The 23,927-nt window shown below is 67.5% G+C and carries 22 protein-coding genes; 8 read left to right on the forward strand and 14 right to left on the reverse strand.

What is annotated here, in order from left to right; translation table 11 throughout:
• Window positions 1–5: 5 nt before the first annotated feature.
• The 6 genes from cheD (at window position 6) to siaD (ending at window position 5,723) form a co-directional block, all read left to right on the forward strand.
• Window positions 6–608 carry a chemoreceptor glutamine deamidase CheD gene (gene cheD / locus FOC67_RS25055; RefSeq protein WP_003102220.1) on the forward strand — a complete coding sequence of 201 codons (603 nt, stop codon included), beginning with the start codon at window positions 6–8 and terminating at the stop codon, window positions 606–608.
• Window positions 609–627: 19 nt separating this feature from the next.
• On the forward strand, window positions 628–1,677 hold the full coding sequence (locus FOC67_RS25060) for a chemotaxis response regulator protein-glutamate methylesterase (RefSeq protein ID WP_003083922.1): 1,050 nt from the start codon (window positions 628–630) through the stop codon (window positions 1,675–1,677).
• A 262-nt stretch (window positions 1,678–1,939) separates the two neighbouring features.
• The gene (siaA, locus tag FOC67_RS25065) at window positions 1,940–3,931 is read left to right on the forward strand and encodes a biofilm regulation protein phosphatase SiaA (protein ID WP_009314976.1); all 1,992 of its coding nucleotides are present in this window, start codon (window positions 1,940–1,942) and stop codon (window positions 3,929–3,931) included.
• 8 nt (window positions 3,932–3,939) lie between these two features.
• Window positions 3,940–4,482, forward strand: coding sequence for a biofilm formation regulator kinase SiaB (gene siaB / locus FOC67_RS25070; RefSeq protein WP_003083916.1), 543 nt, complete (start codon window positions 3,940–3,942; stop codon window positions 4,480–4,482).
• Between the two features lie 26 nt (window positions 4,483–4,508).
• The gene (gene siaC / locus FOC67_RS25075; protein ID WP_003083913.1) at window positions 4,509–4,889 is read left to right on the forward strand and encodes a biofilm formation regulator SiaD modulator protein SiaC; all 381 of its coding nucleotides are present in this window, start codon (window positions 4,509–4,511) and stop codon (window positions 4,887–4,889) included.
• A 6-nt stretch (window positions 4,890–4,895) separates the two neighbouring features.
• The gene (siaD, locus tag FOC67_RS25080; RefSeq protein WP_003083910.1) at window positions 4,896–5,723 is read left to right on the forward strand and encodes a biofilm formation regulator diguanylate cyclase SiaD; all 828 of its coding nucleotides are present in this window, start codon (window positions 4,896–4,898) and stop codon (window positions 5,721–5,723) included.
• 6 nt (window positions 5,724–5,729) lie between these two features.
• Here siaD and FOC67_RS25085 read toward each other — a convergent pair whose 3' ends face one another.
• The 4 genes from FOC67_RS25085 to FOC67_RS25100 form a co-directional block, all read right to left on the reverse strand.
• A complete protein-coding gene (locus FOC67_RS25085; protein WP_009314975.1) occupies window positions 5,730–6,320 on the reverse strand; it encodes a YigZ family protein in 591 nt (196 codons plus the stop codon).
• A gap of 5 nt (window positions 6,321–6,325) precedes the next feature.
• Entirely contained in the window at window positions 6,326–6,991 is a 666-nt protein-coding gene (locus FOC67_RS25090) for a TetR/AcrR family transcriptional regulator (RefSeq protein ID WP_009314974.1), read from the reverse strand.
• Window positions 6,992–7,083: 92 nt separating this feature from the next.
• Window positions 7,084–8,490, reverse strand: coding sequence for a uracil-xanthine permease family protein (locus tag FOC67_RS25095; RefSeq protein ID WP_009314973.1), 1,407 nt, complete (start codon window positions 8,488–8,490; stop codon window positions 7,084–7,086).
• A gap of 241 nt (window positions 8,491–8,731) precedes the next feature.
• Window positions 8,732–9,568, reverse strand: a complete 837-nt coding sequence (locus FOC67_RS25100; protein WP_003083898.1) for an outer membrane protein OmpK — start codon at window positions 9,566–9,568, stop codon at window positions 8,732–8,734.
• A gap of 68 nt (window positions 9,569–9,636) precedes the next feature.
• Here FOC67_RS25100 and FOC67_RS25105 point away from each other — a divergent pair, with 68 nt between their 5' ends.
• Window positions 9,637–9,894: a hypothetical protein gene (locus FOC67_RS25105; RefSeq protein WP_123903201.1), complete on the forward strand. Its 258-nt coding sequence runs from the start codon at window positions 9,637–9,639 to the stop codon at window positions 9,892–9,894.
• A gap of 345 nt (window positions 9,895–10,239) precedes the next feature.
• Here FOC67_RS25105 and FOC67_RS25110 read toward each other — a convergent pair whose 3' ends face one another.
• Window positions 10,240–11,856: a gamma-glutamyltransferase family protein gene (locus tag FOC67_RS25110; RefSeq protein ID WP_003137047.1), complete on the reverse strand. Its 1,617-nt coding sequence runs from the start codon at window positions 11,854–11,856 to the stop codon at window positions 10,240–10,242.
• A 77-nt stretch (window positions 11,857–11,933) separates the two neighbouring features.
• Here FOC67_RS25110 and FOC67_RS25115 point away from each other — a divergent pair, with 77 nt between their 5' ends.
• Window positions 11,934–12,731 carry a helix-turn-helix domain-containing protein gene (locus FOC67_RS25115; protein ID WP_003083886.1) on the forward strand — a complete coding sequence of 266 codons (798 nt, stop codon included), beginning with the start codon at window positions 11,934–11,936 and terminating at the stop codon, window positions 12,729–12,731.
• 28 nt (window positions 12,732–12,759) lie between these two features.
• Here FOC67_RS25115 and FOC67_RS25120 read toward each other — a convergent pair whose 3' ends face one another.
• From FOC67_RS25120 to pcaH, 9 genes are all read right to left on the reverse strand, one after another.
• On the reverse strand, window positions 12,760–14,094 hold the full coding sequence (locus FOC67_RS25120; protein ID WP_003112121.1) for an OprD family porin: 1,335 nt from the start codon (window positions 14,092–14,094) through the stop codon (window positions 12,760–12,762).
• A gap of 586 nt (window positions 14,095–14,680) precedes the next feature.
• The gene (locus tag FOC67_RS25125) at window positions 14,681–14,866 is read right to left on the reverse strand and encodes a hypothetical protein (protein WP_003083879.1); all 186 of its coding nucleotides are present in this window, start codon (window positions 14,864–14,866) and stop codon (window positions 14,681–14,683) included.
• A 115-nt stretch (window positions 14,867–14,981) separates the two neighbouring features.
• Complete coding sequence (locus FOC67_RS25130) at window positions 14,982–15,920, reverse strand: LysR family transcriptional regulator (RefSeq protein WP_003083876.1); 939 nt, start codon at window positions 15,918–15,920, stop codon at window positions 14,982–14,984.
• 199 nt (window positions 15,921–16,119) lie between these two features.
• Window positions 16,120–19,167, reverse strand: coding sequence for a triclosan efflux RND transporter permease subunit TriC (gene triC / locus FOC67_RS25135; protein ID WP_009314970.1), 3,048 nt, complete (start codon window positions 19,165–19,167; stop codon window positions 16,120–16,122).
• Window positions 19,164–20,234 (reverse strand): triclosan efflux RND transporter adaptor protein TriB, encoded by a 1,071-nt coding sequence (triB, locus tag FOC67_RS25140; RefSeq protein WP_003083872.1) that lies wholly within the window; start codon window positions 20,232–20,234, stop codon window positions 19,164–19,166. The genes triC and triB overlap by 4 nt, the downstream gene beginning before the upstream one ends.
• Window positions 20,231–21,382, reverse strand: coding sequence for a triclosan efflux RND transporter adaptor protein TriA (gene triA / locus FOC67_RS25145; protein ID WP_003128363.1), 1,152 nt, complete (start codon window positions 21,380–21,382; stop codon window positions 20,231–20,233). The genes triB and triA overlap by 4 nt, the downstream gene beginning before the upstream one ends.
• Window positions 21,383–21,534: 152 nt before the next feature.
• Window positions 21,535–22,374, reverse strand: coding sequence for an IclR family transcriptional regulator C-terminal domain-containing protein (locus tag FOC67_RS25150; protein WP_003083866.1), 840 nt, complete (start codon window positions 22,372–22,374; stop codon window positions 21,535–21,537).
• A gap of 215 nt (window positions 22,375–22,589) precedes the next feature.
• On the reverse strand, window positions 22,590–23,195 hold the full coding sequence (pcaG, locus tag FOC67_RS25155) for a protocatechuate 3,4-dioxygenase subunit alpha (protein WP_003137038.1): 606 nt from the start codon (window positions 23,193–23,195) through the stop codon (window positions 22,590–22,592).
• A gap of 10 nt (window positions 23,196–23,205) precedes the next feature.
• The gene (pcaH, locus tag FOC67_RS25160; protein ID WP_003102187.1) at window positions 23,206–23,925 is read right to left on the reverse strand and encodes a protocatechuate 3,4-dioxygenase subunit beta; all 720 of its coding nucleotides are present in this window, start codon (window positions 23,923–23,925) and stop codon (window positions 23,206–23,208) included.
• Between the last annotated feature and the right edge of the window lie 2 nt (window positions 23,926–23,927).

The following is a 23,927-nucleotide window of genomic DNA, read 5'->3' on the forward strand; positions in this document are numbered from 1 at the left end:
TCGCGATGAATCTCCAGGCCCGGGAAGGCGCGCCGCTGAACCGCTACTACGATCCGTACTTCGCCTGCGATGCGGTGAAGCTGTTGCCCGGCGAGTACTTCGCCAGCGGCGAAGACCTGGTGATCGTCACCGTGCTCGGCTCCTGCGTCTCGGTGTGCCTGCGCGACCCGCTCAACGGCATCGCCGGGATGAACCACTTCATGCTCCCCGAGCGCGGCCTCGGCGGCGACCCGGCCTCGCCGTCGGCGCGCTACGGCAGCCATGCCATGGAACTGCTGATCAACCGCATGCTGGCCCTCGGCGCCAGCCGCGAGCGCCTGCAGGCCAAGGTCTTCGGCGGCGGCTCGGTACTGCGCCAGATCAGCGCCGCCATCGGCCAGCGCAACGTCGAGTTCACCCTCGACTACCTGGCCACCGAGCGTATCCCGCTGCTCGCCAGCGACGTGCTGGAGGCCTTCCCGCGCAAGATCTACTTCTTCCCGCGCAATGGCCGGGTCCTGGTGAAGTCCCTGGTGGAACTGAAGAACGACACCGTGCTGCAGCGTGAACGCGACTACCGCCGCCGTATCGATCGCAACGCGGACGGCGGCCCCATCGACCTGTTCTGACTCTCCGGGAGAGCCCGCCATGCCCATCAGTGTCCTGGTCGTCGACGATTCCGCCCTGATCCGCAGCCTGCTCAAGGAGATCATCCAGGCCGACCCGGAGCTGCGCCTGGTCGGCTGTGCGCCGGACGCCTTCGTCGCCCGCGACCTGATCAAGCAGCACGCGCCGGACGTGATCAGCCTCGACGTGGAAATGCCGCGGATGGACGGCCTGACCTTCCTCGACAAGCTGATGAAGGCGCGGCCGACCCCGGTGCTGATGATCTCCTCGCTCACCGAGCGCGGTTCCGAAGCCACCCTGCGCGCGCTGGAACTGGGCGCGGTGGACTTCATCGCCAAGCCCCGGCTGGGCATCGCCGAAGGCATGCAGGCCTATGCCGAGGAAATCCGCGCCAAGCTCAAGACCGTCGCCCGCGCCCGCCTGCGCCGCCGTGCGGCGGACGCGCCGGCGCCGCCGGAAAGCGCAGCGCCGCTGCTCAGCACCGAGAAGATCATCGCCCTCGGCGCCTCCACCGGCGGCACCGAGGCGCTCAAGGAAGTGCTGCTCGGCCTGCCGGCGCACAGTCCCGGAGTGGTCATCACCCAGCACATGCCTCCCGGCTTCACCCGCAGCTTCGCCGAGCGCCTGGATCGCCTGACCCGGCTCAGCGTCAGCGAAGCGCGCGACGGCGACCGCATACTGCCCGGCCACGCCCTGGTCGCGCCGGGCGACCACCACATGGAGGTGCAGCGCTCCGGCGCCAACTACGTGGTGCGTTTGAACCGCCAGGCGCAGGTCAACGGCCACCGCCCGGCAGTGGACGTGATGTTCGAGTCGCTGGCTCGCTGCGCCGGGCGCAACCTGCTCGCCGGCCTGCTCACCGGCATGGGCAAGGACGGCGCGCGCGGGCTCCTGGCGATCCGCCAGGCCGGCGGCTACACCCTGGCCCAGGACGAGGCTACCTGCGTGGTCTACGGCATGCCCCGCGAAGCGGTGGAACTGGGCGCCGCGGAAGACGTGCTGCCGCTCGAACGGATCGCCGCCGCGCTGCTCCAGCAAGCCGCCCGGCGCGGCAGCGGCAACCGCCTCTGAGCGGGATCCTGGCCGGCCCGCTGCGCTTTTTCGCCGCCCCCCGCAACCTCCCCCGCCGAGACCCCGCCGACGACAGGCCCGAACCACGGGCCTTTGCCTGCTCGCCATCATTGTGACGTCAAATTAATGGCGAAATAAAACCAAATTACGTTGCCTGAAATAATGCACATCTGCACAATTGGCCCTTTCGCCAAAAGTTCGACACACGCTTTCGATCCATGATTTCGGCCGCGGGCCGGGCGAGAAACTGATAGGGATAGCCATGGCGGCGAACTGGGGGTTGCGCGGCAAATCGGTGGTGGCGCTGTTGCTGGCCTGTGCCCTGGCACTGGTCCCGGCGGTGCTGCTGGGCTGGCGCGCGATGGACGACATCCGTACGCACTTCGGCCTGGCCTACGCGAAGAACTTCACCCTGCTGCACCGGCAGAAGATCCTCGCCCCGGTCTCCCGCGAACTGGCGTTGTCGCGCCGTTTCGCCGAATCGGTGGTGACCCGCGACTGGCTGCTGAAGGAAGACGACCCGGCGCGCCGCGCGCTGTTCTTCCGCGAGGCCGAGGGCTACCGCGGCGACTTCCGCGACCACGCCTACTTCATCATCGCCAGCGGCTCCCAGCACTACTACTTCAACGACGGCAGCCAACCCTACAGCGAACGGCCGCGCTACACCCTGGAGGCCGGCGACCCGGAAGACGCCTGGTACTTCAATACCCTGCGCAACAGCGCCGCCTACAACATCAACGTCAATGTCGACAGCAAGCTGAACCTGACCAAGGTCTGGTTCAACCTGGTGATCCGCGACCAGGGCCGGCCCATCGGCCTGGCCGGCAGCGGCCTGGACCTGAGCGACTTCCTCGACGACTTCATCATCGCCCGCGAGCCGGGCGTGACGCCGATGATCGTCGGCGACGACGGCGCCATCCAGGCCCACCCGGACCGCCGCCTGATCGCCTACAGCTCCGCCGCCGGCGGCGCCAGCGAACGCCACCGGGTGTTCGACCTGCTCGACCAGCCGGAACAGCGCGACGCCCTGCGCGAGGCCATGCGCCTGGCCCGCGCCAAGGCCGGCTCGGTGCACTGCCTGTGGGCCGGCCTCGACGGCCGCCAGCAACTCTTCGCCGTGGCCTACATTCCCCAACTGCGCTGGTACGTGCTCACCGCCGTCGACCTGCACGCCGCCCAGGTCCTCGACAACCGCTGGCTTTGGCCGCTGGCGGGCACGTTCCTGCTGTTGCTGGTGGCCCTGCTGCTGGGCTTCGCCTATGCCGTCGAGCGCCTGCTGTTGCGCCCCCTGCGCAGCCTCAAGCGCTCGGCCAAGGCGATCGCCGCCGGGCGCTACGACACGCCGCTGCCGCTGGCGCGCCAGGACGAGATCGGCTCGCTGTCGAAGGCCTTCGCCAGCATGGCCGACCAGGTCCGCCGGCACACCGCCGAGCTGGAAGACAAGGTCCAGGAGCGCACCCAGGCGCTGGAGGAAGCCAACCGCGAGATGGCCGCCGCGCAGAAGAAGATCGGCGACAGCCTCGACTATGCCAGCCTGATCCAGCGCGCGATCCTCCCCGACCGCCAGCTCAGCGCCACGCTCGGCGAGCATCACTTCATCCTGTGGAAACCGCGCGACGTGGTCGGCGGCGACTTCTACGTGTACCGCGAGCAGGCCGACGGCTACCTGATCGGCGTGGTCGACTGCGCCGGTCACGGCGTGCCCGGCGCGCTGATGACCATGCTCGCCCGCGCCGCCATCGACCACGCCATCGAGGCGGTGGGCAGCCGCGACCCGGCGGCGATCCTCGGCGAGACCGACCAGGCGATGCGCAGCATGCTCAGCCAGGAGCAGATCCCCCAGGCGCTGGCCACCAACATGGATGCCGGGCTGGTCTGGGTCGACCGCCGGCGCCGCCAGCTGGCCTTCGCCGGGGCGAAGATCTCGCTGTACGCCAGCGACGGCGAGGAGGTCCAGGAACTCAAGGGCGCGCGCCGGGCGATCGGCGACAAGCGCCGTGGCGACTACCGCAACATCGAGGTACCGCTGGCGCCGGGCTGGACCTTCTACCTGAGCACCGACGGTTTCCTCGACCAGGCCGGCGGCGAACACGGCTTCGGCTTCGGCAGCCGGCGCTTCGCCGACATGCTCCGCGACCACGCGCGGCAGCCGCTCCCCGAGCAGGCCGAGGCCTTCGTGGCGACGCTCGCCGAGTACCAGGGCGAGCACCCGCAACGCGACGACATCACCATCCTGTCCTTCCGATTCGACTAGGGGCACCCATGGAAACGCTAGACCTGCTGGCCATGCGTGAAAGCTACACCCGCCAACGCATCCTGCTCTGCTTCAACGGACCGATCTCGCGCAGCCTGATCGAGGAGATAGGCCACGCGCTGCGCAACTACCTGCACGCCGAACAGGCCAAGCCGAGCGAAGCGATGGACGTCTTCGCGGTGTACATCGAGATGACCCAGAACATCCGCCACTACGCCAATCTCAAGGGCTACGGCGAACACGAGGCGGCGGCCACGGTAGCCATCGCCCGCAACGAGGACGGCCACTACGTGGTGTCCGCCGGCAACCTGGTGGAGCGTGACGACGGCCAGAGCCTGGTGCGCAGCATCCAGGCCATCGCCAACCTCGACAAGGCCGCCCTCAAGGCCGCCTACAAGGAGCAGCTACGCCGCCCGCGCGACAGCGGCTGCGCCAGCGGAGCCGGTCTCGGCCTGCTGGACATCGCCCGCAAGTCCAGCGAACCACTGGCCGCATCGCTGAAGGAACAGCCCGACGGGCGCGCCTTCTTCAGCCTGCGCGCCGTGATCTGACCCCGTGTTTTAGGAAGAACACCATCATGAGTGACCTGCACATACCCGGCACCCAGTCCACGCCCGCCATCCAGGGCGACTGGCAGGCCGGACGCCTGTCCATGCAAGGCGATTCCTACCCGGAAAACTCCTATGAACTGTTCGGCCAGGTGATCGACTGGGTCGAGCGCTTCCTCGCCGACGGGCAGCGGCCGCTGGAACTGGACCTGCGCCTGCTGTACCTGAACACCAGTTCGATCAAGGCCATGATGGACATCCTCGACCTGCTCGAAGAGGCCCACCAGGGCGGTCGCCCGGTCAGCCTGCGCTGGCACTACGACCGGCGCAACGAACGGGTCGCCGAGCTGGCCGAGGAGTTCCGCGAGGATTGCAGCTTCCCCTTCGCCATCCAGGCCCACGACGAGTAGCCGACGATGAGCCGCGAACGCGAACTGGACGCCTGGATCGACGGCCTGCTGGCCGATCCGCAGTTCCACGGACATCCGCTGCACCAGGCGCTGGCCCGCCTGCGCCAGCAATCGCTGGAGCAACTGGTGCGGCTGGAGCGCATCGCCCGGATCTCCGACGGTTTCCAGTCGATGGCGCGGGAGCAGAACCTGTCGCTGTCCGAGCGCTACCACAAGCAACTGCGGCGCCTGGAAAAGGTGGCGCGGATCTCCGACCGCTACCAGCAGATGATGCGCGACCTCAACCTGGCGCTGAAGGAAGCCTCGATCCGCGACCCGCTGACCGGCCTGCCCAACCGACGCATGCTGCTGGAGCGCCTCAGGGAGGAGAACGAACGCTCCCAGCGCCACGGCCAGAGCTACGTGCTGGCGATGCTCGACGTGGACTTCTTCAAGCAGGTCAACGATACCTGGGGCCACGACAGCGGCGACCGGGTGCTGGTGGAAATCGCCCGGGCCATGGAGTCCGAGCTACGCGAATACGACCTCTGCGGCCGCTGGGGCGGCGAGGAATTCCTCCTGCTGCTGCCGCAGACCCGCCTGCAGGATGCCGGCCCGGTACTCGAGCGGGTGCGCGACAGCGTACGGACCCTGGCGGTACGCGTCGGCACCGAGGCGCTGAGCGTCACCGCCAGCGTCGGCGTCACCGAACACCGCATCGGCGAAACCTATTCGCAGACCGTCAATCGCGCCGACGCCGCACTGCTCGACGCCAAGCGCAGCGGCCGCGACAAATGCGTGTTCGCCGCGCTCCCGCCGCTTCCTGCCCCTTCCCGCCCGGCTCCAGCGCGCTGAGCCTCCTCAGGCGTCCAGCCGCTGCGGCCGCACCTGGCCTCGGCTGAGGTCCACCAGCAGCGCCTGTAGCGCCTCGAAGCGCGCCACCGGCAACTCCAGGGTCAGGACGACGCCGTCGGCGCCGTAGTCTTCGGCCGCCACGCTGGCGCCCAGCGCCAGGCTGCGCGCCTTGAGCAGCGTGTGGTCGGCGAAGGCACAGGCGAAGCGCACCCGGCAGCGCTCGACCAGCTCGCTGCGCGGCGCCTGCTGCAGGCACTTGGCCGCGCCGCCACCATAGGCGCGGGCGAGGCCGCCGGTGCCGAGCTTGATGCCACCGAACCAGCGGCTGACCAGCACCGCCACGCAGTCCATGTCCTGTCCCTCGATGGCCGCCAGGATCGGCCGCCCGGCGCTGCCGCCGGGTTCGCCGTCGTCGCTGAAGCGGTACTGCGCGCCGCACTTCCAGGCCCAGCAGTTGTGTCCGGCGGAAGCGTCGCGGTGGGCGGCGATGAACGCCTGCGCCTCGTCCTCGTCGGCCACCGGCGCGGCGACGGTGTGGAAACGGCTCTTGCGGATTTCCTCGCGGTATTCGGCGAGGCCTTGCAGGGTGCTCGGCATCGCGTTCAGGCCGCCGGCGGGGTCAGTCCGCAGCCCTTGAGGATGATCCGCACCAGGTTGTCGGCGGCGGCGGCGAAGTCCTGCCTGGACATGCGCTTGCGGCCGGTGACCAGGCCGATCTGGCTGGCGAAGTCGGCGTAGTGCTGGGTGCTGCCCCAGAGCAGGAAGATCAGGTGCACGGGATCCACCGGGTCCATCCGGCCGGCGGCGATCCAGGCCTCGAATACCGCGGCGCGGCCGCGGAACCAGCTGCGGTAGTCCTGGTTGAAATGCGCGGTGAGGCACTCGCCGCCGCTGATGATCTCCATGGCGAAGATCCGCGAGGCCAGCGGGTAGCGGCGGGAGAACTCCATCTTGGCGCGGATGTAGCGGGCCAGCGCCTCGGCCGGATCGTCGTCGACGCCGAGGGTGTTGAAGGTACTGTCCCAGAGTTCGAGGATGTTGCTCAGCACCGCCGTGTAGAGGCCCAGCTTGTTGCCGAAGTAGTAGTGCAGGTTGGCCTTGGGCAGGCCGACGTTCTGCGCGATGGTGTTCATGCTGGTGCCCTTGAAGCCGTGGCGGGCGAACTCCTCCTCGGCCGCGGCGAGGATCGCCTCCTCGTTCTTCTGGCGGATGCGCCCGGCCGGCTTGTCGCGGGAGGCCGGGTCGTGGGCGGGCACTGTCAGGGTCATGCGCAGGTTTCCATCGGCGTGATCCCCGCGTTGATACCCCAGCCCGGCCGCGGGACACAAGCCAGGCGCGGAAAAATTTGCAAACGCCCGTATCAACCCAGCGGCTTGCGCCAGCGCGCCAGGGCGCCGCCCTTCGCGCTGGCCTGCGCCGCTTCGGCAACGCGCTCCTCGGGCAGCAGCAGATTGAGCAGGATGGCGGTGATGCCGCCGCTGGTGATCGCCGAGTCGAACAGGGTCTTCACCACCGCCGGCATCTGGTCGAGCAGGGTCGGCTGCGCGGCCACACCGAGGCCGACGCCGAACGAGGCGGCGATGATCAGCACGCTGCGGCGGTCCATCGCGGTCTGGCCGAGAATGCGGATGCCGGCGGCGGCGACGCTGCCGAACATCACCAGGGTGGCGCCGCCGAGCACCGGCTTGGGGATCTGCTGGAGGATCGCGCCGACCCAGGGGAACAGGCCGAGCGCCAGCAACACGCCGCCGATATAGATCCCGACGTGCCGGCTGGCCACCCCGGTGAGCTGGATCACCCCGTTGTTCTGCGCGAAGGTGGTGTTCGGGAAGGCGCTGAAGGTGGCTGCCAGCAGGCAACTGACGCCGTCGCCGAGCACCCCGCCGCGCAACCGCTGCAGGTACGCCGGCCCCTCCAGGGGTTGCCGCGAGAGCATGCAGTTGGCGGTCAGGTCGCCGACCGTCTCGATGCTGCTGATCAGGTAGATCAGCGCCACCGGCAGAAAGGCCATCCAGTCGAAGGCGAAGCCGAAGCGGAACGGCTGCGGCAGGCTGACCAGCGGCAGCTCGGGCAGCGCCCGCGGAACGAACAGGCCGGTCGCCCAGGCCGCCAAGGTACCCAGCGCCAGGCCGATGACGATGGCGGCCAGGCGCAGCCAGGGCAGGCGCGAGCGGTTCAGCAGGACGATGCTCAGCAGCACCAGCGCGCCCAGCGCGAGATTGGCCGGTGCGCCGAAGTCCGTGGCCCCGGCTCCGCCGCCGAGGTCGGTGATGCCGACCTTGATCAGGCTGACGCCGATCAGGGTGATGACGATGCCGGTGACCAGCGGCGTGATCACCTGGCGAAGATGGCCGAGGAGCCGACTGAGGACGATCTGCACGAAGGCGCCGAAGAAGCACACGCCGAAGATCATCGCGAGGATCTCCTCGGGACCGCCGCCGCGCTGCTTCACCAGCATCCCGGCGGCCAGCACGGCGCCGAGGAAGGCGAAGCTGGTGCCTTGCAGGCAGATCATCCCGGCGCCGATGCCGAACGGCCGGCGCGCCTGGATCAGGGTGCCGGCGCCGGAAACCATCAGCGCCATGCTGATCAGGTACGGCAGGTGCTCGCCGAGGCCGAGCAGCGAGCCGATCACCAGCGGCGGAGTGACGATGCCGACGAAGCTGGCCAGCACGTGCTGTAGCGCGGCAAGGAAGGCGGGAAGCGGGCGCGGCCGGTCGTCGAGGCCGTAGATGAGGTCGTTGGGGCGTTGGTCTTCGCTATGCATCGGGCCGTCTCAAGTGGCGCTCCTCGGACAGGAGGAGGATGCACGGCTTCTGCAAAAAGCTGTCCAGGTGATCAGCTTATTCCTGCCGCTCAGGCTGCAGGGCGCGCCCGGCGTGGGTCGAGCGAACAACGGGAGGCAAACGCAAGGACCACGAAGGCGACCGTCGCGCACCGTGCCGATGCACGGCGCGCAATGACGGGGCGCGCTGGCGGGGCCCGGCCGGCAGCCCCGCGCGACGGACTCAGAAGTGGTACTTGACCAGGAAGCTGGCGGTGTTCTGGTCGGTGGTGAAGTACTGCGAGTCCTTCACGCCGTACTTGTCGGACCAGTAGTCGTACTCCAGGCCCACGTACAGGTGCTTCGCCTCGTAGCCGAGGGCCTTGCCCAGGTCGTACTTGACCTGTGGGTTGAAGTGCAGGTTGGCGTGGTAGTCGCTCTGGTTGCGGCGGCTGGTGCTGGCGCTCTTGTTGTTGATCACCCAGTCCATGTAGCCGTCGATGAGGATGTCGGAGTTGCCCACCGGAATGGTGTAGGACCACACCGGGGTGATCTGCCAGGCGCCGGCGCGCACACGGTTGCCGTCGGGCTTGCGGTAGTAGAAGTTGAGCTGGAAGTAGTCGAAGCCGGGGATCGCCAGGTCGAAGCCCGGGCCGAGCAGGTAGGCCTCGGTATCGCCTTCGCCGAACTCGTAGGTGCCGGCCAGCAGCACGTCCTTAACCGGGCCGAAGGAGAGGTCCGCTCCGGTGAGCTTGCCGAAGCTCAGGCGCGGAGTGATCTCGCCGTAGTAGGTGTTCTTGCCGTTGCTGGCGTCTTCCTTGCCGTTGTAGTTGATCTGGTCGAAGAAGATGAACAGGTCGCCCCAGGTCCAGCCGCTGGCATGTTCCAGGGTGAAGGTCTGCTGGATCGGCGGGTTGATCTTGAAGTTCTTGCCGTAGAGGTAGGTCAGGCTCTCGTTGTGCCAGAGCAGCGGCCCCGAGTCGGTCTCGTGGGTCGGCGTCATGTCATGGTCTTCGGCGACAGCCTGGCCTGCGGCCAGCAGCCCCCCGGCTAGCATCACGGTGGCGAGTGTGCGGCTCATTGAAACGCTCCTGGAGTGAATAGCTTTTTTTCTAGTGGGCGAACCTGTCCGAGCGGTCAGGCCTCGCCATGGATAGCAAGAACGAAGCCAAGACGGCGCGGGCGCTTCGCCGGGTTTCCAACGGCGAAGGGAACGCCTGTTTTTTCAGTGTTCTGGACAAAGGCGGCGAAATGCCTCCAACCTCTCTACGACGGCAAAAACCTGACCCCAAGGACAGTTTCTGCCTTGCGCTGGTGCATGGTCGGGAGGGGCGTGCTCGACTTTGGGATGGCAGCGCGAAGAAAACTGGATACACAAAAGCGTTTTGTGACAAAAAGAATCAGTAGGATTTTGTACACAAAACACTGCGTGGTATTTCTACACATCACCGCCCCGGCGTTCGGGCGAGAAGCGGCGCGGATGATGCCAGAGACGGCGGGCGGAATTCATCCCCGAATGGGGTTTTTCGTCGGGTTTCAGGACGCCCGGACGTAAATTCGCCAGGGCCTGGGAGACTCCGGTGGCATGACATCCAGAAGGCGCTCTCGATGTCGCGTAGCGGAGCGCGCTCGAGTACGGGTCGCCTGGCAGCCTATGCCTGCCGGGACTTCTTGCTTCGCCATCCGCAGGGCGGATACGCCTTGGGCATTATCCGCCGGACAGGTCTCCCCGCCTCACCCACATGGGTCCCCTCACCACACCGCGATCTGCGAATCGGTGCGCGGCTCGGTGCCGCCACAGAGCACGCCGCTGGCCGGGTCGCGCAGGACGATCTGGCCGCGCCCGTAGCTGGTCGAGTCGTAGGCGATCTCCACCTGGTGCCCACGCTGCGCCAGCTCCGCCGCCAGCGCGCGCGGCGCGGCATGTTCGATGCCGACGCGCAGCCCGCCCAGCCACTGCCAGCGCGGCGCGTCGAGGGCAGCCTGGGGGTTGAGGCCGAAGTCCACCAGGTTCATCACCATCTGCACGTGGCCCTGCGGCTGCATATAGGCGCCCATCACGCCGAACGGGCCGAGCGGCACGCCGTCCTTGCTGAGGAAACCGGGAATGATGGTGTGGAAGGTCTGCTTGCCCGGCTCCAGGCAATTCACGTGGTCCGGATCGAGGCTGAACTCGGCGCCGCGGTTCTGCAAGGCGATGCCGGTGCCAGGCACCACCACGCCGGAGCCGAAGCCGTGGTAGTTGCTCTGGATGAACGAGACCAGGTTGCCCTCCTCGTCGCCACAGGCCAGGTACACCGTACCGCCCGGCTTCGGCTGGCCGGGGCTGGGATCGAGCGCGCGCTCACCGATCAGCGCGCGGCGGCTGGCCGCGTAGTCCACGTGCAGCAGTTCCTCGACCGAGACCCGCATCGACTGCGGCTGGCTGATGTAGTGCAGCCCGTCGACGTACGCCAGCTTCATCGCCTCCAGTTGGCGATGCCAGGTCCGCGCGCAGTCGCGCTCGCCGAATTCGAAGCCCTTGAGGATGTTCAGGGTCATCAGGGCGATCAGGCCCTGGCCGCTCGGCGGAATCTCCCAGACGTCATAGCCACGGTAGTTCAGCGAGATCGGTTCGACCCACTTCGCCTGGTAGCCGGCCAGGTCCTCCGCGCGCAGGTAGCCGCCGCTGCGCTCGGCGTGGCCGACGATGGTCCTGGCCAGCTCGCCGCGATAGAAGCTTTCGCACTGGCTGCGCGCCAGCTCGTCCAGGGTGTCGGCCTGGCCCGGCTGGCGGAACACCTCGCCGGCGCGCGGCGCCCGGCCGTCGATGAGGAACTCGTCGAACCAGGCCCGCAGCTCGGGCCGCTGCGGCAACGCCGCGCGGAACTTGTCCAGGCCGCTTTGCCACAGGCGGGCGATCACCGGCGAGACCGGAAAGCCATCGCGGGCCAGCTCGATCGCCGGCCGCAGCAGTTGTTCGAACGGCAATTTGCCGAAGCGCCGCGACAGTTCGGCCCAGGCCGCCGGACAGCCCGGCACGGTGACCGGCGTCCAGCCGTACAGCGGCATCCGCTCGTGGCCGGCGGCGCGCACCCGCTCGCGATCGAGCAGGCCCGGCGCGCGCCCGCTGGCGTCCAGGCCGTGCAGGCGGCCGCGGGTCCAGACCAGGGCGAAGGCGTCGCCGCCGATCCCGCAGCCGGTCGGCTCGACCACCGTCAGCGCGGCGGCGGTGGCGATCGCCGCGTCGATGGCGTTGCCGCCACGGCGCAATATCTCCAACCCGACCTGCGCCGCCTGCGGCTGCGAGGTGGCGACCATGCCGCGGCGGGCATGGACCGGCGAACGTTGCGAGGCGTAGGGAAGCGCGTGGGCGGAGAAGTCGAGCATCGGCGTGGGCTCCGGGAAACTTGAGGCGGCAGGTTAGCCCTGCCAGACTCTGCCGACTAGCGACACGACGCCAAGTCATGACGATGAACGGACAGCCTGCGGAACTGCACCGCCCGATTCCCACCCTCGCCCGCCTGCCACGGCCGGTCTACGCGCGCGCCGAAAGCCTGCGCGCCGGCTCCTGGACCTCGCGCCACCGGCACGCCTGGGTGCAGCTTTCCTACGCCATCAGCGGCGTGCTCGGCGTGCATACCGCCGAGGGCAGCTTCTTCGCCCCGCCGCAGCGGGCGATCTGGATTCCGGCGCAACTGGAACACGAGGTGGTCACCTCCACCCGCGCCGAGATGCGCAGCCTGTACATCCGTGGCGACGCCTGCGCCTGGGCGCCGACGCGTTGCCGGGTGCTGGAGGTGACGCCGCTGGCGCGCGAGCTGATCAAGAGTTTCTGCGAGTTGCCGGTGGACTACCCGGAGGGCGACAGCGCCGAATCGCGGCTGGTGCAGGTGCTGCTGGACCAGTTGCGGCTGCTGCCGGAGGTCGCCTTCTCCCTGCCGATGCCGCGCGAGCCGCGCCTGCTGCGGCTGTGCCAGGCACTGATCGACGAACCGACCCAGAGCCTGACCATGGGCGACTGGGCGCAGCGCCTGGGCACCTCGGAAAAGACCCTGTCGCGCCTGTTCCAGCGCGAGACCGGGATGAACTACCGGCTCTGGCGCCAACGCCAGCGCCTGCTCGCCTCGCTCAACGCGCTGGAAGCCGGCGACAGCGTCACCGGCGCCGCCCTGGACAGCGGCTACGACTCGACCTCGGCCTACATCGCCGCCTTCAAGGGACTCTTCGGCTTCACTCCCGGCGAACTGTTCCGCCAGCGCTGAGCCCGGCGAAGGGCCCAGCGCGCGGGGCTCAGAACACGTCGATGGGATAGTCGACGATCACCCGGTATTCGTCGATGTCGTTGTCCACCGCGCTGTAGCCGCCGGTGCCGCGGTGGGTGGCCCAGCGCAGGCGCAGCGAGAGGTCCTTGGCCGGACCGCCCTGGACCACGTACTGCAGGTCGAGGTCGCGTTCCCAGTGCTTGGCGTTCTTGCCGTCGGCGCTGTACCAGCCGCCGTAGCCGGGGCTGTCCGGATCGACCCGGGTCAGGTCCAGCTTGCCGCGCGAGTACGAGGCAGAGGCGCTCAGGCCGGGCAGGCCGAGGGCGACGAAGTCGTAGTCGTATTGCAGCTTCCAGGACTTCTCGTTGGGACCGTTGAAGTCGGAATACTGCTGCGAGTTGTCGAGGAAGATGCTGTCGCCCTGGTTGATGTAGTCGAACGGCGTGTTGCCGTTGACCTTCTGCAGCACCGCGGTGACGGTGTGTTGCTTGTAGCCGACCGCGAAATGCAGGCTGTAGGTGTTGTTGTCGATCCGGCCGAGCAGCGAGTCGCCGCTGTCGACGGTCTTGTAGTAGTGCGCGCCGGGGTTCAGCGACCAGTTGTCGTCGATCTCGTAGGTGTAGTCGACGTCGGCGTAGTACTGCTTCCAGACGTTCTGCAGTTCGGCGGCGTACAGGCTGCTGGTGAAGCCCTCGATGCCGCCCCAGGTGCCGCCCAGCCAGCTGAGATGATGGCTGTCGCGGTCGCCCGGCAGTTCGCCGTAGTACGAGCCAAGGCGGCGGTGGCCACTCTGGTTGTAGTACTTGGTGAAACTGACCTGGCCAGCCGTGAGGGTCAGGTCCTCGAAACTGTTGTTGGTCAGGCTCACACCGCGGAAGGTCTGCGGCAGCATGCGCGACTCGCCGCCGGCGACCACCGGGTTGCTGAGGAACTGGTCGCCCAGCTTCAGCTCGGTGTCGAAGGCGCGGATCTTCAGCGCCGCCCCGCCACTGGAGAACTCATCGGGCGCCTTGCCGGACTCGTAGCCTTCCTTGCTCGGCGCGGTGATCGGCAGGATGCTGGTGCCGCCGGTACCGCCGCCGCCGTCGAGCTTCAGCCCGAGCATGCCGTAGGCGTCGACGCCGAAGCCGACCACGCCGGGCGTGTAGCCGGACTGAAAGGTGGCGATGAAGCCTTGCGCCCATTCCTTGCTGTCGTGCCCGGAAGCGTGCCGGCGGTCGTGGTTGAAGTAGTAGTTGCGGGTCAGCAATTGGAGGCTGGAGCCTTCGATGAAGCCTTCTTTGGCTTCCCCCTCATCGGCCCAGGCGGCGGACGCGGTGCACAGCGCCAGCGCCATCGGCGTCAAGGCGAACAGATTCCTCATTGCGGTTGCTCCTTCTTACAGCGTGGTGAAATCCGGCAAGGCCGGAAAGCGTGTTGTGGTGTCGTTCCCGGCGGCGCTTCTGCTGGCGTCGCGCGGGCGATCGCTCCCATGGGGCGCCCAGCCGGGCGCAACCCGAAAAAAAAGGCCGCTGGTATCAGCGGCCTTGAGAAGACGTCGAATAGGAGCAATCAAAGTTCGGCGTCGGGAAGTCTTGCCAGTGTATTTCCGGACACTGGAAACCGGTTGGAACACAGTCGGACTCTTCTATTGAAAGTCTCTTCGACTCATCGGGCTTTAGGCTTTCCACGTCCCGCTCTTGCATGGCGAGATCGATGAAGACAGAACGAATATCGTCGACAGCCAGCGACAATTATCCATTGAGCTGGCGCGATTATATTTTTTTGCCACTATCGGAAAAACCCGATATCCAACGAAAGTCTTTTACATATTCTGCAAGAATTCTCCGAACGGTCAGGAAGGCAAAAAAAACGCCGCATATCATATGCGGCGCAAGGACAGGGTACCCAGGCTCACGCTTCCCGAGTACCCGGGGGAAGCCATGGCGCGGCTGGCGCCATGCGCTAGATCAGGAGTCGCTGCGGGCCCCGGCCTGCGCGGCGGAGGCGGAAAGTTCCTGCTGGTGCTCGATGGCCTGCTGGTTGGCGTCGACCATGCGGTTGGTCATCAGCGAGGACTCTTCGGCGAAACCGGCCTGGGAAAATGCGAGGGAAAACAAACTGAGTATGGCGGCAGCAAGGATCTGGCGATTCATGGCGGGTCTCCGATGACACCCTGTTCACTTGGGACAGGCGCCATATTAGTTAACCGCCATGCTCGGAAAAATAGCCAAACAGACGAGAGAGTATTACCTCAATAACAACAATCCTTCACTGTGCCCAGTAACTTGAACTTTGCATGGTGGTTTCGTCGCGGGCGAATGCCTGGGGAAGTTCCTGTTGCAACAGATCGACCCAGGTGCGGATCTTCGCGTCCAGGTAACGCCGCGAGGGATACAGCGCATAGATGGTCCGCTCGTGCATGGCATGGCCGGGCAACACCCGTAGCAGCTCGCCGTTGCGCAGCGCCGCGGCCGCCACGTAGCTGGGCAGCAGGGCGATGCCGAGGTCGGCCTTGGCCGCCTGGGCCATGACCTCGGCGACATTGACCATGAAGGTGTTCTGCGGGCTGACGGTGCGCTCGCCCTGCTCGTCGGCGAAGATCCAGCCCTCCGGGTAGGCCGGATCCTGCAGGCGCAGGCAGACGTGGCGCTCCAGGTCGTCCACCGAGCGCGGCACGCCGTGCTGTTGCAGGTAGCCGGGACTGGCGCAGAGTACGCTGTGGATGCTGCCCAGGCGCTGGGCGACGAACTCCGAGTCGGGCAACTGGCGCTCGCCGGTGATCAGCACGTCCTGGCCTTCCTCGAGCATGTCCGGGTTGCGCTGGGACAGGGTCAGCTCGATCACTACGTCGGGGAACAGTGCGCCGTAGCGGGCGATCATCGGCACCAGGTGATGCTGGCCCATGCCCATCAGCGACTGCACGCGCAAGCGGCCGCAGGGGCGGATGTGCGCGCCGGCGGCTTCGGCCTCGGCGACCTCGATGTCCTCGAGGATCCCACGGCACCGCTCCAGGTAGCGCTCGCCGGCCTCGGTCAGGGCCAGGCGCCGGGTGGTGCGGTGCAGCAGGCGCGTCTGCAGGTGCGCCTCCAGGTCGGAGATCAGCCGCGATACCTGCGCGGTGGACAGGTCCAGGGCCTGGGCGGCGGAAGTGAAGCTGCCGCTGTCCACCACCCTGGCGAACACGCGCATGCCTTGCAATGTGTCCACTATTACCTCGGTTGCAAAACAGATTCGTAAATTGGTCGGATTTTCCCTGGCGCCGGGCTGCCTATACTGGCCGCCGTCGCCGTAGCAACGCCGGGCATACCCTGCCCGGCGTCGGGGCGGATGGCCCACCCGCCGTCCGCTCTCCTTCCCCCCCGCACAGACTCTGCTACGGCGGCGCCCCCTTCCCCTTCCGTCGCGCTCAGCGTCCCGGTTCCGGAATCCGGTACCAGGCGACGTACAGCGCCGGCAGGAAGATCAGCGTGAGCAGCGTGGCGGCGACGATGCCGCCGATCATCGCATAGGCCATCGGCCCCCAGAACACTTCGCGGGCGATGGGGATCATCCCCAGGCTGGCCGCCGCCGCCGTCAGCAGGATCGGCCGGGTGCGGTGGTGGGTGGCTTCCAGCACGGCTTCCCAGGGCGTCTTGCCGTCTTTCTCGAAGGCATCGATCTGGGTCACCAGGATCACCGAGTTGCGGATGATGATGCCGATCAGCGCGAGAATCCCGAGGATCGCCACGAAGCCCATCGGCGTGCCGGTCGGCAGCAACGCCGCGACCACCCCGATCAGCCCCAGCGGCGCGACGCTGGCCACCAGGAACAGCTTCTGCACGCTCTGCAACTGGATCATCAGGAAGGTCGCCATGAGGAACAGCATCAGCGGCACCACCTTGGCGATCGGGCCCTCGGCCTTGCCGCTCTCCTCCACCGTGCCGCCCACTTCGATCCGGTAGTTCGCCGGCAGGCCGTCGGCGAAGCGCTTGACCTCCGGCGCCAGCCGGGCGACCAGGTCGGTGGGCTGGATCTCGCCGCGCAGCGACGCCTTCACCGTGATCGTCGGCTTGCGGTCGCGGCGCCACACCAGCGGCTGCTCCAGCTCGTAGCTGACCTTGGCGAACGCCTTGAGCGGGATCGAGGTGCCGCTGGGCGTGACGATCTGCAGGCTCTCCAGGGTCTCCAGCGAGCCGCGCTCGCTATCCTCGGCGCGACCGATGACGTTCACCAGGTAGATGTCGTCGCGCACCTGGGTCACCGCGCTGCCGGTCACCACGCTGTTCATGATCTGCGCCACGTCCTCGGAGGACAGCCCGAGCTGGCGCGCCTTGTCCTGGGCGATGTCGATCTTGAGCATCTTCCCGGGCTCGTTCCAGTCGTAGACGATATCGCCGATGTTCGGGTTGCCGTCGAGCACGCCGGCCAGGCCCATGGCGTACTCGCGGACCTTGTCGATCTGCGGTCCGCTGACCCGGTACTGGATCGGCCGTCCCACCGGCGGCCCCATCTCCAGCGGCTGCACGTAGGTGCTGATGCCGACGTAGTCCTTGCGCAAGCGATCGCGCAGGCGCGCGGCGACGCGCTCGCGGGCCTCCAGGTCCTTGGTGACGATCACCAGTTGGCCATAGAAGTTGTTCTGCAACTGCTGGTCCAGCGGCAGGTAGAAGCGGATCGCGCCTTCGCCGACGTAGGCGCTCCAGTGGTCGATGTCCTCGTCGTCCTTCAGCGTCGCTTCCAGGCGGTCCATCACCGCCCTGGTCTCGTGGATGCTGCTGTTTTGCGGCAGGTTGAGGTCGACCAGCAGTTCCGGACGGTCGGAAGACGGGAAGAACTGGTGCTGGACGAACTTCATCAGGAACAGCGACACGCCGAACAGCAGCGCGGTGAGGAAGATGGTCGTCCAGCGCCGGCGCATCGCCAGGTGCAGCAGGCTGTCGAAACGCTCGGCGATGCGCCCCTTCTTCTGCTCCGACTTGTGCTTGAGAGTCTTCGGCAGGATGTGCACGGCGATCACCGGGGCGAACAGCACCGCGACGATCCACGACAGCAGCAGGGCCACGGCGATCACCGCGAACAGGGTGAAGGTGTACTCGCCGGCGGAGCTGGCGTTGAGCCCGATGGGCACGAAGCCGGCCACCGTCACCAGGGTCCCGGTGAGCATCGGGAAGGCCGTCGAGGTGTAGGCGTAGATCGCCGAGTCGTGCAGCGAGTCGCCCAGTTCGAGGCGCGTGATCATCATCTCCACGGTGATCATGGCATCGTCCACCAGCAGGCCGAGGGCGATGATCAGCGCGCCGAGGGAAACCCGCTGCATGGTGATGTCGGTGTATTCCATGAACACGAAGACCATCGCCAGCACCAGCGGGATCGAGCAGGCCACCACCAGCCCGGCGCGCAGGCCAAGGCTGACGAAGCTGACGATGAGGACGATCACCACCGCCTCGAACAGCGCCTGGGTGAAACCGCCGACCGCCTTCTTCACCACCTGGGCCTGGTTCGACACCTGGTGCACGCCGACCCCGATCGGCAGTTCGCCGGTGATCTCCTGCATGCGCGCATTGAGCGCCTCGCCGAACTCGAGGATATTGCCGCCCTCCTTCATCGCCACCGCCAGGCCGATGGCCGGCTCGCCCTTGTAGCGGAACAGCGAGGTCGGCGGGTCGACGAAATCGCGGCTGATGCTGGCCAGGTCGGACAGCCGGTAGAAACGATCGTTGACCCGCAGGTTGACCGCCTGCAGGTCCTTTTCCGAACGGAAGTTGCCGGAGGTGCGCACCGAGATGCGCTCGGGGCCGGCCTCGACCACGCCGGACGGGGTCACCGCGTTCTGCGCTTGCAGGCTCTGCACGACCTGGCGCTGGTCGAGACCGAGGGCGGCCAGCTTGCGGGTGGAGAAGTTGAGGTAGATGACCTCGTTCTGCGCACCGATCATCTGCACCTTGCCCAGGTCTTTCACCGAGCGGATGTCCAGGCGCACCTTCTCCACGTAGTCGCGCAGCTGGCGGAAGTCCAGGCCGTCGGCGGTGAAGGCGTAGACGCTGCCGAACACGTCGCCGAACTCGTCGTTGAAACCCGGTCCCTGGATGCCTTGGGGGAATTCGCCCTGGATGTCGGATATCTTCTTGCGCACCTGGTACCAGATATCCGGGATGTCGCCGGCCTTGGTGGTGTCCTTCAGGTAGACGAAGACCGTCGATTCGCCGGGTCGCGTGTAGCTCTTCACGTAATCCAGCGAGTCCAGCTCCTCGAGCTTCTTCTCGATGCGGTCGGTGACCTGCTCCAGGGTGTCGTCCACCGTGGCGCCCGGCCAGCGGGTCTGGATGACCATGGTCTTGATGGCGAACGAGGGATCCTCCTCGCGCCCCAGGTTGAGGTAGGAGAACACGCCCATCACCAGCGATACCGCCATCAGGTACCAGACCAGGGACTGGTGGCGCAGGGCCCAGTCCGACAGGTTGAAACCGCCCTTCATCGCGCATCCTCGTCGAGTTTGATCTTCTGGCCGGGCTTGAGGCTGTTGACTCCGGCGCGGACCACCCGGTCGCCGTCGGCCAGGCCCTGTCCGATCACCACCTGGCGTTCGTCGCGGCTGAGCACCTGTACCTCGCGCAGGGCCACGCTGGACTGTTTCCCATCGACGACCCAGACCTGGGTCTTGCCGTCCCGCTCCAGCAGCACGCTGGCCGGTAGCACGCTGCGCACGCTACCGGCGCTGCTCAGCTGGACCTGGATGGTCGAACCGAGGCGAAACGCCTCCGGCGTCTGCGCCAGGCTCAGGCGCACGCGACGGGTGCGGGTCGAGGCGTCGGCCTGCGGACCCAGCTCGCGGATGCTGCCGGTGGTCCTGGCCTGCGGGTCGAGCTGGGCGCTGACCAGGAAGCGCGCGTCGGCCGGCAGGCTCTCGGCGACCTCGGTGGGCAGGTCGAAGACCGCCTCGCGCACTTCGGGCCGGGCCAGGGTGACCACCGCCTGGCCGGCGCTGACCACTTGCCCGGCCTCGGCGTGCCAGGTGGTGATGACGCCGTCGAAATCGGTCACCAGGCGCGTGTAGGAAAGCTGGTCCCTGGCCTGCTGCACCGCCGCTTTGGCCTGGTCGAAGCTGGCCTGGCTGGTCTTCAGGCGGGTCCGCGCATCGTCCAGGCGCGCCTGGGCGGTGACGCTACGGGCGAACAGTTCTTCCTGACGCCGGGCATTGGCCTGGGCGTCGATCAACTGCGCCTCGGCGCTGGCCAGGTCGCCCTGGCTGGCGCGCAACTGGTTCTGCTGGTCGGTGGGGTCGAGGGTTGCCAGCAGCGCGCCCTTGCCGACGAAGTCACCGACGTCGAACAGGCGCGAGGCGATCCGTCCGTTGGTGCGGAAGCCGAGCACGCTCTCGTAGCGCGCCTGGATGCTCCCGGCGAAGCGACCGAGGTCGTCGTTCTTCAGGGTCTTCACGGTCACCGTCAGCACCGGCCGCGGCGGTGCCGGCGGCGGCTCGTCGCCGCAGCCGGAGAGGAGCAGGGCGAAGCCGAACAGGCCGGCGAGGGAAAACGGCTTCATGGCTGGCCTCCGCCCACGGCGTCGCGGCTGGCGGTGCTCTGGGTCGGCTGCGGCGGCTGGGCCACCTCGACCACCTGGCCCGGATGGAGCAGTTGGCCGCCCACCGTGACCACCGTCTGGCCCGCCTCCAGGCCACCGTCGATGACCACCTTCTCGCTGGCGTAGCGTGCCACCCGCACCGGTTGCAGGCGCACCTTGCTTTCCTGATCGAGCAACCAGACCGCCGGCTGCTCGCCGTCCTTGGACAGCGCCGACCAGGGCAGCACCACGCTGTGCGCGGCCGGCGCGGCGACGCTGGCGTTGACCACGCTGCCGAGGCTCATTTCCGCCGGCACCGAGTCGAGGCCGACCTTGACCTTCAGCGTACCGCTGCGCTCGTCCACCGTCGGGGTGATCTCGCGGACCTTGCCGCTGGCGGTGACTTCCGGCTTGCCGAGCAGGCTGACGGTGATCCGCTGGCCGTCGACATCGTGGCTGAACAACGACTCGTAGACGTTGAACACCGCGTCGCGCTCGCCGTCGCGGGCCAGGGTGAAGATCGGCACGGTGGCCTGCACCACCTGGCCGACCTCGGCCTGGCGGGCGGTGATGACCCCGGCGTCGGAGGCACGCAGCTCGGTATAGGAAAGCAGGTCGCGGGCGTTGGCCAACTGCGCCTGGGCGGCCTTCAGCGAACTCTGCGCGCTGCGCACCGAGGCCAGCGCCTGGTCGTACTCGCTCTGGCTGGTGTAGCCCTTGGGCAGCAGCGCCTTCTGCCGCTGGTAGTTGAGGTCGGCGAGCTTCGACTGCGCCTGCTGCGCGGCGACCGCCGCCTGGGCGTTCTCCACGTTGCTGCGCTGGTCCTGCGGGTCGAGCCGCGCCAGCACCTGGCCAGCCGCGACGTGGTCGCCGACATCGACCAGGCGCTCGACGATCTTGCCGCCGACACGGAACGACTGGTCGGCCTGTACCCGTGCCTGGATGTCGCCGGTGATCGAGGTGGCCGAGGCGAACTCGGCCATCTTCACCGTCTGCGCCAGCACACGGACGTGTTCCTCGGCGGGCGGCTCGGCGCCGCAACCGACAAGCAGGCTGGCGCACAGGATGGCGGGCAGCGCCATCCGCGACCAGCGACCTTTGGAATGAAAAGCGCCTCTGGCGTCTGACATGCCTTCCCCTTCGCGATCCATACAGATACCGGCCGATACGGCCGGAAACTCCCAGAATTGGCAGGGATTCTAGCCGCGTCCCCAAGGATTGCGACTATCAGATGGAAGCGGGGGTTCCTTTTCCAAACTTGTGGAGGGGATCGCCTCCGGCGTCAGGTGAACAGGCGCGCGCTCAGCTCGCGGCTGGCCTCCAGCAGCAACGGCAGGAAGCGACTTTCCAGTTCGGCGCGGGAGACCCGCCCGGCATGGGTGCCGACGTTCAGCGCGGCGAGCACATGGCCGGCGGAGTCGCGTACCGGCACCGCCAGCGAGCGCAGGCCGACTTCCAGCTCCTGGTCGACGATGCACCAGCCCTGGCGACGAATCTCCACCAGGCACGGCAGCAGGGTCTCGGGGGTATACAGGGTACGGCTGGTCTTGGCCTGCATCTCCACTCCGCCGAAGTAGGCGTGCAGCGCGTCGTCGTCCAGCGCGGCGAGGAGGATGCGGCCCATCGAGGTGCAATAGGCGGGCAGCCGGCTGCCGACGTTGAGGTCCACCGAAATCAGCCGCTGGGGAGTGGCCGAACGGGCGATGTAGAGCACGTCGTCGCCCTCCAGGGTGGCCATCGAACAGGCTTCGTGGAGCTGTTCGCTGAGGCGGTCGAGGATCGGCTGCGCAGTGATCGCCAGCGGCGTCGACGACAGGTAGGCGTGACCGAGAGTGAGCACCTTCGGCAACAGCGAGTAGGTGCGCCCGTCGGTGGTGGCGTAGCCAAGCTGCATCAGCGTGTGCAGGCAGCGACGCACGGCGGCGCGGGGTATCTCGGTGCGGTGGCTGATCTGGGCGATGGTCAGGTGCCGCTTGCGCTCCTGGAACGCATGGATCACCGCCAGGCCACGGGCCAGCGAGGTCATGAAGTTGGGATCGCCGGTGAAGGCCTCGATGCGCTTGGCTGGCGAAAGGACGGTCGGCGGCGCCAGGGTGGCGGGGTGTTCCGGGAGTTCGCTCATGGACGTTCGGGCTCGGGTCACGGAAAGGCTCGCCGATTATCGGACACTCGTTCGATCATCGCAATTGACCGGAGCGCCTCCGACTGTAGTACTGTCGGGGCTACCCATCGCCCTCCGGGAGTAATGTCAGGTACCCATCGGCGGGTTCTGGGTACGCCCTTGCCGCTCCGGCAAGGGCGCCCTTCCTTCCCGCGCGTCCCGCGAGATCGATGCACCTAGAAGTCGAAGAACACCGTCTCGTTGTCGCCCTGGATGCGGATGTCGAAACGGTAGGCGAGCTGTCCGTCCACTTCGCAGCGCCGCGCGAGCAGGGTGTCGCGACGCGGCGCCTGCTCGATCAGGTTGAGCACCGGACAGGCGGCGTTGGCCTCGGTCTCGTCATCGAAGTACAGCCGGGTCTGCAAGTGGATGTTGATGCCGCGGGCGAACAGCGAGACGTTGATGTGCGGCGCCATCGGCACGCCCTGGGCGTTACGCACCACCCCCGGCTTGACCGTGTGCAGGGTCCACTCGCCGGCATCGAAGGTGGTGGCGGTGCGGCCGAAGCTGTTGAACGGTCGCTCCGGATCGTAGCGCTCCTGGTAGCGGCCTTCGCTGTCGGCCTGCCAGAACTCCAGGAACGAGTCGCGCACCAGGTGGCCGTTGCCGTCGTAGACGTGGCCGAGCAGGAGGATGTGCTGGCCCGGCGCGCCTTCGCGGGCCATGCGGTTCCAGATCTCCAGGTCGCGGGTCGGGTTGCCGGCGGCGGCCAGCGCCAGGCCGATGTGGACGTAGGGACCGGCGGTCTGGGAAGGGGTTTCCCGCAGCAGTTCGTGGCTCATGGTCGGCTCCTCAGGCGTTTTCGAAGAAGGTCTTGCGCTGCCCGCGCAGGACGATGTCGAAGCGGTAGGCCAGGCAATCCATCGGGTTGGCCATGCTCATGTCGAGCCGGCCGATCAGGCTCTGCGCCGCCTCCGGGTCGGCAAGGGTGCGGATGATCGGGCACTTGGGGATCAGCGGGTCGCCCTCGAAGTACATCTGGGTGACCAGCCGCGCGGCGATCGCCGGGCCGCTGACGGACACGTGGATGTGCGCCGGGCGCCAGTCGTTGGGGCCGTTGCGCCAGGGATAGGGCCCGGGCTTGATGGTGCGGAAGTAATAGTGGCCCTCGCTGTCGGTGAGGGTCCGGCCGACGCCGCCGAAGTTCGGGTCGAGCGGCGCCAGGTAGCGGTCGTTCTTGTGCCGGTAGCGCCCGCCGGCGTTGGCCTGCCACATCTCCACCAGGGTGTGCGGGACCGGCTTGCCGTACTGGTCGAAGACCCGGCCGAACATGATGATGCGCTCGCCCTGGGGCAGGCCGCCGTGGTCGAAGTTGAGCAGCAGGTCGTTGTCGTGGCGGCCGAGCCTGAGGTGGGAGAAGTCCGGCCCGCTGGTTTCCGAGAGCGATTGCGGGATGCTCACCAGCGCCTGGCTCGGCGAGCGCGGCACGGAGGTCTTGTAGTCGGGGGTCAGGGCTTTGGGGTGCCAGTTTCGGTCACGGATGACGAAACGACGGCTTTCGGCGTCGTGCATGT

This window comes from Pseudomonas sp. FDAARGOS_761 (assembly GCF_013343155.1).
In the GTDB taxonomy this organism is placed as follows: domain Bacteria; phylum Pseudomonadota; class Gammaproteobacteria; order Pseudomonadales; family Pseudomonadaceae; genus Pseudomonas; species Pseudomonas aeruginosa.